This is a genomic window from Klenkia soli (genome assembly GCF_900103975.1).
GTDB lineage: Bacteria > Actinomycetota > Actinomycetes > Mycobacteriales > Geodermatophilaceae > Klenkia > Klenkia soli.
This window is the reverse complement of sequence record NZ_FNIR01000015.1, coordinates 62,536-76,673: the sequence shown is the minus strand read 5'-3', so window position 1 is coordinate 76,673 and position 14,138 is coordinate 62,536. Positions and strand designations below refer to the sequence as shown.

Genomic DNA, 14,138 nt, shown 5'->3' with positions numbered 1-14,138 from the left:
GCACGTCGTGGCCAGCCGTCGGGACCTCTTCCAGAGCTACCAGTTCCTCACCCAGCGGGTGGTGGCCGGACTCGTGCTGCGCGAGAGCGACCCGCTGCAGTCGCCGGTGCGCCGCATGGGCGGGGCCGCCTTCGGCAGCGTGATGGTCGCGGTCCTGGTGCTGGCCGTCGTCGGCGTCATCGGCGTGATCAACCCCGGGGGCAACAGCACCTGGCAGACCGCGGGGGCGGTCGTGGTCGAGGAGGAGACCGGCACCCGGTTCGTCTACCTGCCCGACGACGACGGCACGATGCGGTTGCACCAGGTCGCGAACTTCGCCTCGGCGGCCCTGCTGACCCGGTCCACCGAGGTGGTGTCGGTGTCCTCGGCCTCGCTCGACGGCGTGCTCCGGGGGCCCCGGCTGGGCATCGACGGCGCCCCCGACGCCCTGCCGGCCGCCGACGACCTGCTCACCGACCCGTGGACGCTGTGCTCGGCGCCGGTCAGCGCGGCCAGCGGGGAGTCGGTCCCGCTGACCGCGCTGCTGGTCGGCGGCGGGGCCGGGGGCGGGCGCTCCCTGGGCGACGACGTGCTGCTGGTCCGCGACCGCGGCACGGGCGAGCTGCAGCTGGTCTGGCGCGGCCGGCACCACCTCGTGGTCGACGAGGACGCCGTGCTGCTGGCCCTCTCGCTGCGCGACGTCCCGCAGGTCGAGGTGGGCTCCGCCTGGCTGTCGGGGCTGCCGGCCGGTCAGCCGCTGCAGCCCGAGCCGGTGGCCGGCCGCGGCGTCCCCTCCACCGCGGTGCCCGGGGCGCTGGTCGGCCAGGTGGGCCGGGTCGGCGGTGGCGACGGTGGTGGCGACAGCGCGCAGTGGTACCAGGTCGACCTCGACCGGGTCGTCGAGATCACCGAGGTGCAGGCGCGGATCCTGCTGGCCGACCCGTCCACCGCGCAGCAGGCCTACGGCGGCGGCGAGCCCACCCCGCTCGAGCTGTCGGCCGTCGACGTGACCGGGGTCGACAGCGTCGAGCTGCCCGAGGCCGACCCCGCCGACCCGCCCGCGGTGCTGCCCACCCCCGCGCAGGTGGCCGGTTCCGACGAGACGCTGTGCGCGGGGTTCGCCGACGGCGGCGACCCGGACGACGTCCGGGTCGGCGCCCGGGTCGACCTCGCCGGCGGTGTGCTCGGGCCCGGTGCCACGAGCACGGGCACGGCGCTGGCCGACCTCGTGGTGGTCCCCCCGGGCCGCGGTGCCCTGGTGTCGGCGCGGGCCTCGGCCGAGGCGTCGTCGGGGGCGTTGTTCCTGGTCACGGACGAGGGGCGGGCGTACCCGGTGCCCTCGCCGGTGGAGGCGGCCGACCTCGGCTACGACGCCGCGGCAGCCGTCCCGCTGCCCGAGCAGCTGGTCGCCCGGATCGCCCCGGGCCCCGCGTTGTCCGAGGCCGCGGCGCGCGCTGCGGCCTGATCGGCGGGGGTTCCGTCGTCCACAGGTGGGGCGCACCGTTCGGCGGCATCGCGGGCGGACCGGTAGGTTCCGTGATCGGCGGTGCCCCCGGGCGGCGCCGGGACGTCGACCGAGCACCCATTCGCAGACGAGGAGAACGGCATGGCAGGACAGCAGACAACCACCGATGCGGCGGTCATGGCGCAGTTCGCCGGCCGGGCCGAAGAGGTCTCGCAGAGCCTCACCGCCGCGATCAGCAGCCTCATGAACAACCTCAGCACGCTGCAGTCGACCTGGCTGGGCCGCGGTGGCACCGCGTTCACCACCACCACGCAGACGGTCTCCGAGGAGACCAAGAAGCTGAACCAGGCGCTGCTGGGCATCAGCACCGACGTGAACACCGCGGCGGCCAACTACACCAGCTCCGACGAGCAGCAGCAGTCGCAGATGAACACCGTCAACAGCCAGACGACCGGCATCACCGCCGGCCTGACCGGCGTCTGAGGAGGAGAGCAGACATGAGTGGTGGCGACCAGTACCGGGTCAACTGGGGTCAGCAGCAGGAGGCCGCGTCGATGGTGAGCAGCACCGTCGCGACGATGGACTCCCAGCTCGCCGACCTGAACACCCAGATCAACAACCTGATCGGCACCTGGGACAGCGACGCCCAGGAGGCCTACCGGGCCCGTCAGGAGCAGTGGACCGGCGCCTCGACCCGCATCAAGGAGGCCCTCCAGGCCTTCGTGAACGGGCTGAACTCCGCGGCCGACACGTCGCAGGGCACCGAGCAGACCAACGTCGGCGTGGTCAGCGCCTGACCTGCACCACCGGCATCGACGGGCCGCTCCGGGTACTCCCCGGGGCGGCCCGTCGCGTCCTCGGGGTCAGCGGGGCGGGTCGAACAGCGCGCTGGCGGGGATGAAGCCCTCGGGCTCGGCCTCGCGCGGGGGAGGTGCGGCCCGGCCGGTGCGCCACCGCCGCCCGCGGGCCCGCCGCAGCAGGGTGCCGGCCAGCACGGAGACCAGCACGACGGCGCCGGCGGCCAGCGCCCACCACGCGGAGCGGTCGGCGGCGTCCGCCGCGGCGACCTCGGCCGCGGCGGCCGCGGCGTCGGTCGGGGGCGGCTGGTAGCCGGCGTCCTGCCGGGGCGGCGACGACGCCAGGTCCTCGGTCACGGCCCGACCTGGCGACAGCAGCCCGGCGCCGTACCCGCTCGCGGCGGGCGCCGGCAACGCGGTGGCCTGCAGCCGGGCCTGCACCGCGGCCGGCCGGTCGGCACCGGCCGGCACCAGCCCCGGCTCGGCGACCACCAGGGCCGCGGTGGCCGCGACGAACGCCGCGGCGAAGGCCGTGCCCTGGTACACCTGCTGGCTCGTGGTGCCGGTGGACACGACGTCGGCACCGGGCGCGGCGAGGTCGACGTAGTCCCCGACCTGCGAGGTGTCCGTGCGCAGGCCGTCGGTGCCGACGGCCGCCACGCCCAGCACCCCGGGGTAGGCGGCCGGGTAGGGGGTCGCCGAGCCGGCGGTGGGCCCCTCGCCGTCGCGCTCCGCGTCGTGGCCGTCGCCGACCCCGGCCACCACCACCACACCGGCGTCCAGCGCCTGCTGCACGGCCGCCGCGAGGCGTGGGTCGTCGGTGTACCCGACGGGGCCCACGAGCACGACCTGCGCCCCGCCGGCCACCGCGGTGCCGATGCCGGCGGCGACCAGGCCGGGGTCGGCCGGGGTGCCGGTCGGCTCGGTGACCGCCCGGTCGACGACCTGCACGGGCAGGACCTGGGCATCCGGGGCCAGCCCGCGGAGACCGGTGCCCGCCTGCTGCCCGGCCACCACGATCCCGGCCAGCCCGCTGCCGTGCGGCACGCAGTCCACGTCGGCGGTGCCCGACGCCACCAGGTCGACCCCGGCGGTCACCCGCCCGGACAGCTGGGGGTTCGACGTCTGCACCCCGGTGTCGAGGACGGCGACGGTCACCCCCGAGCCGGTCGAGAACGGCCACACCTGCCCGGCCGGGTCCCAGGCCTGCTGGGCCCACGGCACCGCCGCCTGCGGGGAGTCGGGGGCCGGGGGCTGGGCGCACACCTGCGCAGCCCGTGCCGGCCCGCCGAGGCCCACTGTCGCGGTCGCCGCGACGAGTGCCGCAGCAGCGATGCGCAGCCGACCGGGCAGGGTCACCTCGTCCTCCGATCGGCTGGGCCGCGACCACTGTCCGTCGCGGGGTGTGCTGGCCGTCAGTATCGTGCGGTGGTCGGTGCCGATCGCCGGCCGGGGAGGGAGGGTGGACCGTGAGCACGCCCGAGCGCCCCGACCTGGATGCCTTCCGCGAGTACTCCGAGGGCCTGCAGGTCAAGCTGCACCAGCTCATGGAGCAGGGCCCCGAGCTCGCCCGGCAGGCGCGGGCGGTCCAGGTGACCGAGACGTCCTCCGACGGCCTGGTGTCGGTGACCGTCGGTGCGCGCGGTGACCTCGTCCGGCTCGACCTCGACCCCCGCATCTACCGACGTCCCGACTCGCGCACGCTGGCCGACACCATCACCGAGACGGTGCACCGCGCCACCGCCGCGGCCCAGGAGCAGGTGGTGCAGACCTTCGCCGGCGTGGCCGACGCCGACCAGCTGCGCGCCACCCTCACCGGCGACGACGAGGCCCTGACCGGGATCACGACCGACCAGATGCACGGCAGGAGATGAGATGGCCCACGACGAGGTGCACATCGACCCCCCGGTGGCGGCGAGCGGGCTGCTGGCCTGGGAGTCCTCGGCGCAGATCCTGAGCACGGCGGTGCAGGCCCGGGTCGCGGCCATCCGGTCGGCCGAGTCGGCCAAGCCGTGGGGCTCCGACAGCGGAGGGCCCGAGTTCGAGACGGTCTACACGAAGGGGTCCGGCCCCTCGCTGGACGCCCTCTCGGGCACCACCGACCACATCACCCGGTTGGGCCAGCAGGCCCACCAGGCCGTCGACGCCTCGCTGGCCTCCGACGACGAGCAGGCCGCCGCCGTCACCGTCCAGGTCGACAGCGGGCTCTAGCCCCTCCGCGCCGGCCTCGGCGCACCCGGCAGGCACGGACTCGGAGGGAGGTGACGGTGGAGCACCCGGACGACGTCACCAGCCCGTTCGCCTGGCTGGGCGGGTCCGACGGCTGGTGGAACGACCTGCTGTCGATGATCTTCGCGGGCTCGAAGTGGCCCGAGGGCAGCGAGTCGGCGGTCTGGGAGCTCACCGAGGAGTGGGACGGCCTCGCCGAGGCGCTGTCCACCGGCGCCGAGGAGCTGACCAACGCAGCCACCCTGCTGATGCAGGGCTGGGACGCCCCGGCCACCGAGACGTTCCAGGACCTCGCCCAGCAGCTGCTGGCCTCCCCCGAGTTCGGCCTGGTCGGGCACATGCAGAACGCGACCGCGATGGGCATGCAGGCGCGGTCCTTCGGCACCGAGCTGCAGTACGCGAAGATCTCGATCAACGTCGCGGTCGCCGTCGCCGTCGCGGCCGCCTTCATCGCCCTGATCATGGCCTGGGCGGGCGGGGTCTCGCTCGCCACCCTCGGGCCGATCGCGACCACCGCCCGCACCGTGGTCAGCCAGGCGATCTCCAAGCTGGTCTCCTCGGCCGGGCGGGCCGCGGCGACGCGGGCCATCGCGGCGGCCGCGGCGCGCGGCGCGGCCAACGCGGTCGCCCGGACGACGGTCCGCGACGTCGCCCGCCACCTGGCCCACGAGGTGGTCGAGGAGGTGCTCGAGGAGGTCGCGATCGACGCGATCAGCCAGGGCATCCAGTTCGCCCAGGGCACCCGCACCGACTGGAACGTGCTCTCGACGGTCGCGGCCGGCATCGGCGGCGGCGCCGGTGGGCTGATCGGGGCCGGCGCGATCGCCCCGATCATCGGCCGCACCGGGATCAACCGCGTCGGCCGCGGTGCCGGCGGCGTGAACCTCCCCGGGGTCGGCAACCGGCTGGCGCGGACCGGCACCGGCCTGGCGTCGACCGCGGCCACGAACACGCTGGCCTCGCCGGGGGGCAGCATCGTGGCCAGCCTCGCCACCGGACAGGGCTTCCCGTCGCTGAGCGGGGACGACTTCCTCGGCTCGGCGCTGGGGGCGGTCGGGCGCTACGGCACGGTGAGCCCGTTCAACCCCTCGGTGATCAGCGCCGCCGCCCACCCGGTCTCCACGCTGAGCACGCTGCACGTCAACGCCCTGGCCGGCATGGCCGCCCAGAACGCGCTCCAGGGCACCGGCACCCCGGGCCTGGCCGGCGCCGGGTCCGGAGCGGTCGGGGGGACGAGCACGGCCGTGGGGTCGGCCGCCGCCGGCCAGGGTGGCGGGTCCGGTGCGGTGCAGGGCGGTTCCGGGTCCGGTTCCGGTTCCGGGGGGGCGAACCAGGGCGGCGGGAGGACGGCGGCCTCCGGGTCCACCGCGGCCACCTCCCCGACCGCCACCTCCCCGACCGCCACCTCCTCGACCGCGGCCTCCCCGACACCCGCATCCCCCGCGACGGCATCCCCCGCTGCCACCCCGGCCCCCGCTGCGGAGGCCCCGGCTGCGGAGGCCCCGGCGGAGGCCTCACCGGCGGTGGCCTCACCGGCGGTGGCCTCCCCGGCGGCGGCGGATGCTTCCCCGGTCGCCGCGACCCCGGCCCCGACGGACCCCGGTGGATCCGGGCCGGTCGCCGCCACGCCGGGCGGGACCGACGCGTCGTCGGGCCCCCCCGGCGGGACCGGCACCCCGGCGACGCCGTCCACCGACGCGGCGCCGCCCTCGACCGCGGCGCAGCCGGACGGCGGGAGCCCGGCGGTCCCGGGCACGGACGTCGCGGCTCCCGCAGCCGACCCCGGCGCCCAGCAGCCGGCCGCGGCGACCGCCGTGGAGCAGGATCCCGGTGGCCCGGCCGGGCCCCCGTCGGCAGCCGACCCGTCGAGCACCACCACCGACCCGTCGAGCACCGACCCGTCGAGCACCAGCACCACGCCGGCGACGACCGGGACGGCACCGTCCTCGACCGCAGCACAGCCGGACGGCGGGGCTCTGGTGGCCCCCGGCACCGACATCGCAGGTCCGGCCGCCGATGCCACGGCCCAGCAGCCGGCCGTCGGTACCGAGGTGCAGCAGGATCCCGGCGGCCCGGCCGGTGACCCCTCGACGACGGACCCGTCGAGCACGTCCTCGCCGGCTGCCGCGGCACCGGTGGCGCCCACGAGCCAGTCCACGGCCCCGTCCTCGCCGACGTCCTCCCCGACGTCCGCCGCGACCTCGCCCACCGGCGGAACCGGCCAGACCGGCTCCGGGGACACCGGGTCGAGGCCCGGTGGCAGCTCCCCGACCACCGACGCCGAGCCGGGCAGCGGCACCGAACCGGGCACCGACACCCAGCCGGGCAGCGAGGCCGACCCGGACAGCGGTGCCGACCCGAGCACCGGTGCCGACCCGAGCACCGGGGACGCCTCCTCCGCCGATGCGGCCGGAGCGGCCGCCGCGACGACCCCTGCCGCGACCACCCCTGCCGCGACGACCCGCGCCGAGAGCCGCCGGGATGCCGCCCGGGCCGCCCGGGTGGACCGGCAGATCGACGCGCTGGCCGCGGCCGTGGCGGCCGAGCGCGCGGCCACCGGCGCGGACCCGCTGACCCGGGCCGACGTCGTCCAGGCTCTCGATGCGATCCACCGGGCGGCGGTGGACCGCAGCGGTACCGGCCCCCACGGCGACGACACCACGTCGGGCGACCAGGGGGCGGACCCGGCCCAGGCCGGTGGGGCGGTCCGGCCGCGGTCCGACGTGCGCGCCGAGGCCTGGGCGGAGAGCACCTACGACACGATCCGGGCCGACGGCCACGACGTCGCGGACATCGTGCGGTCGACCGCCGGGATGCCGCGCAGCGACGGCCGCACGGGCTTCACCCCGGACGAGGTGTCCCGGGTCAAGGACCACGTCTTCCACGAGGAGCACCGGCTCGGGGTCTACGACGACGACGGCGACCTGATGCCCGGCGCCCACGTGATGGGCCGCTTCGACGCCAACCCGGACATGGCCGAGGCATGGATCCGGTTGACCGGCGAGGCGGACCCGCGCGACGTCGAGCTGCTGCTCCACGAGCTGACCGAGGCCGCGTACATGGCCGCGCACCCCGAGGCCACCTACCCGGAGGCGCACGCGCACGCGCAGGCCGAGCACGACTGGCACGCCGGGCGACGCGAGCCCACCTACGAGAACACCGACACCTGGAGTGGCCGCCATGGCTCTGCTGCTGCGCTACCGGTTGGAGACCCGGACGCCGTCCGAGGTGACCTACCGGTGGGGGACCGACCAGGACGACCTGCCGTGGACGGTGACGGTCGACCCCGCCGACCCGGAGGCCCCGTCGAGGGGGGACGGGGACCCGAGGGACCGGGGGACGGTGGCCGGGAAGGTGGTGCTGCGCCAGCTGCGCGAGGGGAGCTGGCCGACGGGGGGAGCGATCCAGAGCTAGGCGCACCCGAGTCCGGGGACGCCGGGCCCCAGGACCCGGTGCAGGCCGCGCTGGACGCCGCCGACGCCGCGGCGGACCAGGCGCTGGCCGACCTGACGCCGGCCGACCGAGCGCTCCTCGACGCCCGGCTCGAGCGGGCGCGCGAGGTCGCCGCCCGGGTCAGCGCGGACCTGCACGCCGTCGTCGACGAGCTGGACGGCGACGCCTCGCTGCACAAGGAGCAGTACCGGGTGAAGGGCCCCGAGTCGGTCGCCCGCAAGTTCGACGGTGCCCTGGACGACGGCACGGTGACCAGCCTCGAGCAGTTCCTCGACCGGGCCAAGGACCTCGTCCGGTTCTCGGTCGTCAGCTCGCCCGAGGGGTACGGCGCGCGCGTGACCGCCGTGGTCGACGCACTCGTCCGACAGCGCTACTCGGTCGTGGAGACGAAGAACAACTGGCTGGCGGGCAACAGCTTCGTGGGGCTCAACATCCCGCTGCGCAGCCCCGAGGGACACCTCGTCGAGCTGCAGTTCCCGACCCACGCCAGTGCTGCGGTGGGCGAGGCGACCCACCGCGACTACGAGATCGCCCGGCTGCCGCAGGTGTCGGCGACCGACCGCATGCACGCCACGGCGCGCATGCTCGGTGCGGTCATGGCCTCCGGGGCCGACAGCGTGCTGCCCGACGGGGTCGAGTCCTTCGGCGAGCCCCGGACCAGTCGACCTGAGGACATGTGGCACACCGACGCCGGGTCCCGGTCCATGGTGGCGGAGTACCTGGCCGCACTGCCCGACGGCACCCGTGTCGTCGACGACCTGGTGGCGGCGGGGGTTGACCCCCGGGCGGCGGAACGGATCGCCCGGGTGACCGGACGGATGGGAGGCGATCGTGGCGGAGCACCGGTGGCGGTACGAGGTGCTGCAGGACGAGGAGACGGGCACCCCGGTCAACGTGCTGATCAGCGAGGGTCCGGTGCCGGGCGTGGTGATGTTCAGCCACAAGCGGAGGACCTGGGAGGAGGCGACCGGTCGAGCCCAGGCGAGGGCGGTGGTCGACCAGGCGGAGGGGACGTCGAGGACCCGGGAGGTCGACCGCGCGGAGGCCGAGACGGCGGCGACCCGGTTCGGCCAGACGCTGCCGGACGAGCCGATGCTGACCGCCCTGCTGACGGCCCCCTGACCTCGGGCACCTCCTCGTCCGACCCGTCTGCCGGGGACGACGCCCTGGGGACGCGTGACCAGGACGGTGGACAGCCGCCCGGGGACGATGACGGAGGCCGGCGCGGCGGAGATGTACGCGACGGACGACGTGATGAAGGGGACCCCGCTCCCGGGCGACCCGGGGTGGCCCGAGGCCTGACCGAGGACGCGCCCGGGACGACGAGCACTGCCGACGACGGTGGAGCTCCACCCGGCGGCGCGGGATCGAGGAACGCCGGACCGGACGGCAGGGTCCACCTCGCCGACGGCTCGTCGGTCCGGCCGTCCTTCGCCCGGGGCAGCATCGACCCGGCCGGGGACTGGCGCACCCACCTGGACGGCGCCCTCCCCGACGGCATGACGGAGGCCGAGTTCGCGGCCGCGGCCGGCAGCGGGGCGGACGTCGCGTTGACCGACCAGCAGAAGACCGCCATCCACGCGGTCCGGGACGCGGTGCGCATCGACCGGGGAGCGGTGCTGCAGAAGGCGATCACCCCGGAGGCGCTGCGCAACTACCTGACCGGCACCAGGGTCGGCACCGTCTTCTCGCACGCCACGGTGAAGGGGTTCATCGCGCGCGCCGTCGACGTCCTCGGTCTCGTACGACCGGCCGACGCGCAGGGTGCCCTCCGCCTGGACTACCGGGACGACGACTACGTCGAGCGGGAGGGGCGGGTCCCCTACCTCCCGTCGGACGGGTCCATCGCCGTGCTCCGGTTCGCCGCCCCCGGTCCGGCCGGGTACCGCACGCCCTACGGCGAGCGGATGGACGGCGACGTCGGGTACGACCCCCCGTTCACCGGCACCGGGTTCACGCAGAACCCGGTCGACCCGGTACCGGAGTTCGAGGCCACCGAGCAGCAGGCCCTGCCCGACCGGGCCGAGATCTGGGCCCTGGACCCGCAGGGCGGCGAGACGCTGCTCGGCGTCTTCGTCCTGGACCCCGACGCCGACCCCCGCGTGCCGAGCGGCGAGTGGTTCCCGACGGCGGAGGCCGCCGCCTGGGCCGCCAGCGGCGACACGGCGCCCCCCCGGACCGGACCCGACCCGACCACACCTGGAGGAACCCATGCTGGATCCGGACACGCCCCTGCCGGACGGGCTCTACCTGACCTGGCGGGGCGGGACCTACAAGGGCGGGGTGCGGTCGAGGGAGACGGCGGTGCTGCTGAGCACCGAGCAGGAGGAGGGGTTCGCCCCCCGCAACCCGGGCCGGGGGTACGAACGGGAGGTCCCGCTGACGGAGGTCAGGGTCTGGCGGTTGATGACGACGGCGACCTGGCGGGGTCTGCGGTTCCAGGTGCTGGGCCGGAGCGAGGGGCAGGTGCACCTGGGCTACCTGGGCCACAGCCAGGCCGAGGCGGAGAGCCTGGGCCTGACGCAGCGCGAACCGGCGGTGTTCACGACGTCGGTGCAGGAGGACGAGGTGACCGAGGAGCGCCAGGAGCGCGGCCCGGCCTGACCCCGGAGCTGACCCCCGAGCTGACCCCCGAGGTCGTCGGCGACCTCGTGCGGCTGGCCGAGCAGGCCACCTCGCCGCGGCCCCGGGTCCGGCGGCGGGCGGCCGCCGTCGCGGCCGAGCTGCTGCCGCTGCTCGGGCTGGCCGAGGGCCGCCTGGCCGCCGACGGCACGTGGACCGGCGGCTCCCCGGACCTCGAGGAGGTCGCCTCCCGGCTGCCGGCGGAGGCCCGCACGGCGGTCGCCGTCCTCGGCCTCGTCGCCGACCCCGGCGTGCTGCCCAGCGGACTGCCGACCACCGGCGCGGCCGTCTGGAAGGTGTTGACCGGTGGCGTCGTCGCGGCGGCGGCGGCCGGCGGCGCGGCGGCGGCCGTCGGCCTGGCCGGCGGCGACCCCGGGCGGGCGGTCACCGCCGGCATCACCGCCGGCGCAGCGCTGGTGGGCCACGCGGTGGCGGCGCGGGCCGACCGGCAGCACGCCCGGCTGGCCGAGCTGCTCCGGGCAGCCGCCGACGTCCGGCGGGGGCTGCCCGGCGACGCCGTGGCCGTCCACGACCAGGCGGTCGCCGACGCCCTGCACCGCGTGGCCGTGGACCGCGACGGGACCCTGTCCTCGCTGGAGGCCCTGGCCGAGATCGGCGAGCGGGCCGGTGCGGTGGCCCGGCCCGGCCTGCGCGCGGTCCTGCAGCAGCGGTTGGCCGGCATCACGCCCGCGGCCACGGCGGGACGCCGGGACCGGACGCCGGGCGGGTCGGGCCGTGCCGAGCAGCTGGCCGTCCCCCGCCCGGTCGGGGACGACGCCACGCCGTCCCGGCGGGCCTGGGCCCGGCGGACCTTCGCCGGTCCCCTGGCCAACGTGGGCGTGGCCGGCGTGGGTCTCCTCGTGGCAGGCGCCGCGGGGTGGGTGGCCGTCTCGGCGACGACGATCGGCACGCTCGTCGGCGGCCTGGTCGCGGCCGGTCTCCTCACCGCCGTCGAGCACGCCCAGGCCCGGCACCGGGCAGGACTCGAGGGCCGGCGCACCGACCTGGAGGACGCGCGGCGCCGGGCGCGTGCCGCGGCCGAGGGCGCGGCCCGGTCGGCGGCGGGGAGGGCCCTGGACGCCGAGCTCGAGGAGCGGACCCGGCGGGCCGAGCGGATCGCCGGGCGCCTGGACGCGCTGCTCGCCGATGCCGCAGCCGGCGGACGCCCCGTCCTCCCCGTCGACCTCGCCGCCGAGCTGACCGGTGAGCAGACCGGCGCCGTGGATGCCGCACCCACCGAGGGTGCCCGGGTCGACCAGCTCGTGCCCGGGGTCCGCACCGACCCGCTGGAGCCCGGGACGCTGACCGCCGCCGACCGCGCCGGGATCGCCGACCTGACCCGGGCGCTCGACGCCGCGGACGCCGCGCGCGGCCGGGCGCGCACCGCCGCCGTGGCCCGGGCCCGGGACCTCGCCGCCGGCCTGGGTCTGGATGCACCGGGCGACACCGACACCGAGGGCTGGTCCCACCGGCGGGCCGCGCTGGACCCCGCCCTGCAGCTGCGCCTCGCCGGCCTCGACGAGCTCCCGAGCGCGGTCCCCGGCCCCGGGTGGGCGGTGACGAAGGGGCTGGCCGCCGCCGTGGTGCCCTCGGTCACCGCGGCCGTCCTCGGCGCCGCGACCGTCGGGGTGGTGCCCGCGGTCGGGTTCGCCCTCGGCGCGGTCGCGCTGGCGGTGTCCGCCTCGGTCGGGGAGCGGGCCGCGGCGGTGGACAAGGAGCGCGGCAAACGGCCCAGCACCCTCTGGTCGGGCGCGGCCACCGCCGAGCTCGCCGCCGCCGACGCCGAGCGCACGGCGGCGCGCTCGGCCGCGACCGCGGCGCTGGCCGAGCAGCAGGCCGAGAACCGCAGCCGGGCCGCCCGGGTGGCGGCCGCGGCCCGGCGCCCGGCCGCGACCGGCCGTCGGCAGCCGCGGACCGTACCCACGGCACCACCGGCACCCACCCCCGCTGCCACCGTCGGGGCCGAGCTCCCGGCCAGCACCTCGACCAGCACCGCCACCCCGGCGGCCGGACGGGCCAGCTTCGTGACCGCCCTGCGGCGCGCCGCCGGGCCGGCCGTGCTGGTGGCCGGCGGGGCCGTCGGGCTGGTCGCCGTGACCACCGACGTGACGCCGCTGGTCCTGGTGCTGCCGGCGACCTGGCACGCGCTGGCGGCCCCCGTGCTGCCGGTGGTCGGGGGCGCCGCCGCCGCGGGGCTGGCCGCCGTGGCGTCCCTGGTGGCCGTCGTGGGCGACACCGTCGCCCGCCGGTCGGGTGCCGACCGGGAGGCGGCGCGCACCGCGGTGGTCGAGGCGCGGCGCACCCGGTGGACGGGGATCGCGCGGGCTGCGCAGCAGGGGGCCCTGGACGAGGCGCAGGCGCGGGCGCAGGCCGAGCTCGCCGACGCGCGGGCCGACCTGGCCGCGGCCCGGGGGCGGCTGGACGACGCGGTCACGCGGTCCCGGCGTCCGCGGTTGCTGCAGCTGGTGCTCGACCGGGCGGCGGCGCTGGTGGCCTCGGCCGGGAGCGCCCTGGCCCGGTCCACGCCCCCCGGCCCGGCGACGACCCCCGACCCCTCGGCGGTCACCGACGCCCGGGAGCTGGCGCTGCTGGCCCGCCGGGCCGAGGAGCTGCGCGGGACGGCTCCCGATGCGCGGGCCGAGCGGGTCGGTGCCGTGCTCGCCGACGCCCGCCGGCTCGGGCTCCTCGACCCGGGACCGGAGGCCGCTCGGCGCCGCACGGCGCTCCCGACCGCGCTGGCGTCCATCAGCGGGGCCCTGGTGGGCTCGGCGGCGGCCGTCGGGCACGACGAGCAGCTGTGGCGGTGGGTGCGCACCGTGGCCAACGCGACCGGGTGGTGGCCGGAGGAGGCCTGCGACTGCCCGCCCGGCGGTCCGTGCGCCTGCGCGCCACCCGCCCAGGCCCCCGCCCCGAGCCAGGCCCCCGCCCCGAGCCCCGCCCCGAGCCCGGCCCCTGCCCCCGCGGCTCCGCCCGCGGCGGCCCCTCCGGTCGGGCGGCCGCCGCTGCCCTACGCGCCGCCGCCGTCGCCCGTCCCGCCGTCCGCCGGGCCGGTCCCCGCGCCCGCGCCGCAGGCGGCGGTGGCGCCGCTGGTCGACGTGGACGACTGGCCCGGCGGCACCGGTCGCACCACGGCCGCCGTCGTCACCGTGGTGGCCCCCGGTGGGTCGCAGGTGGATCTCCTGGTCCGCTGGGTCGACCCGGGGCCGGGCCAGCGTCCGGTCCTGGTGCTCTCCGACGTCCCGGGGTCGAGCTTCTGGTGGGGCGTGCCCGCGGCGGTGCTGCAGGCCGCCGCCCAGGCGCTGGGTGCGCTGCGCCCCCCGGTCGGGCGGCTGGAGCACGCCGTCGTGCTGGGCGAGCGGGGGGGCCGCGAGCCCGTGCTCAGCGAGCTGCCGGTCACCCTGGGCGGCCCGGGTCCGCAGCTGGTGCCGGGTCGTGGGCCCCGGCAGCTCCCGCCGGCCGAGGCCGGGGCGGCGACGGCGGCGCTGCGGCTGCGTCCGGTGGCCGACCTGCTGGGCCGGCTGCGTCCCGTGCGGACCACCGGCTGACCACGGACCGTCCACCCGGCTGACCACCGAGCTGACCACGGGCTGACC

Annotated in this window: 7 protein-coding genes; 6 read left to right on the top strand and 1 reads right to left on the bottom strand. The window is 77.6% G+C overall.

Annotated elements, in window-relative coordinates; translation table 11 throughout:
• Positions 1-7 precede the first annotated feature (7 nt).
• The 3 genes from eccB (at position 8) to BLS67_RS20610 (ending at position 2,241) form a co-directional block, all read left to right on the top strand.
• Positions 8-1,444, top strand: coding sequence for a type VII secretion protein EccB (eccB, locus tag BLS67_RS20620; RefSeq protein ID WP_091249302.1), 1,437 nt, complete (start codon positions 8-10; stop codon positions 1,442-1,444).
• 141 nt (positions 1,445-1,585) lie between these two features.
• Entirely contained in the window at positions 1,586-1,927 is a 342-nt protein-coding gene (locus tag BLS67_RS20615) for a WXG100 family type VII secretion target (protein ID WP_091249298.1), read from the top strand.
• 14 nt (positions 1,928-1,941) lie between these two features.
• Positions 1,942-2,241 (top strand): WXG100 family type VII secretion target, encoded by a 300-nt coding sequence (locus BLS67_RS20610; RefSeq protein WP_091249295.1) that lies wholly within the window; start codon positions 1,942-1,944, stop codon positions 2,239-2,241.
• Between the two features lie 66 nt (positions 2,242-2,307).
• On the opposite strand, the gene BLS67_RS20605 is transcribed toward BLS67_RS20610, so the two are convergent.
• Positions 2,308-3,600, bottom strand: coding sequence for a S8 family serine peptidase (locus BLS67_RS20605; protein ID WP_131801806.1), 1,293 nt, complete (start codon positions 3,598-3,600; stop codon positions 2,308-2,310).
• Between the two features lie 110 nt (positions 3,601-3,710).
• On the opposite strand from BLS67_RS20605, the gene BLS67_RS20600 reads away from it, so the two are divergent.
• Genes BLS67_RS20600 through BLS67_RS20590 form a run of 3 tightly spaced genes read left to right on the top strand, consistent with a single transcriptional unit; the run spans position 3,711 to position 14,090 of the window.
• Complete coding sequence (locus BLS67_RS20600) at positions 3,711-4,115, top strand: YbaB/EbfC family nucleoid-associated protein (protein WP_207500767.1); 405 nt, start codon at positions 3,711-3,713, stop codon at positions 4,113-4,115.
• Between the two features lies 1 nt (position 4,116).
• The gene (locus BLS67_RS20595; protein ID WP_091249287.1) at positions 4,117-4,452 is read left to right on the top strand and encodes a hypothetical protein; all 336 of its coding nucleotides are present in this window, start codon (positions 4,117-4,119) and stop codon (positions 4,450-4,452) included.
• 56 nt (positions 4,453-4,508) lie between these two features.
• The gene (locus BLS67_RS20590; RefSeq protein ID WP_091249284.1) at positions 4,509-14,090 is read left to right on the top strand and encodes a WXG100-like domain-containing protein; all 9,582 of its coding nucleotides are present in this window, start codon (positions 4,509-4,511) and stop codon (positions 14,088-14,090) included.
• Positions 14,091-14,138: the final 48 nt, after the last annotated feature.

Coding starts and splice junctions, on each gene's coding strand:
- BLS67_RS20615 (WP_091249298.1), top strand. CDS start 1,586: ATGGCAGGACAGCAGACAACCACCGATGCGGCGGTCATGGCGCAGTTC.
- BLS67_RS20610 (WP_091249295.1), top strand. CDS start 1,942: ATGAGTGGTGGCGACCAGTACCGGGTCAACTGGGGTCAGCAGCAGGAG.
- BLS67_RS20595 (WP_091249287.1), top strand. CDS start 4,117: ATGGCCCACGACGAGGTGCACATCGACCCCCCGGTGGCGGCGAGCGGG.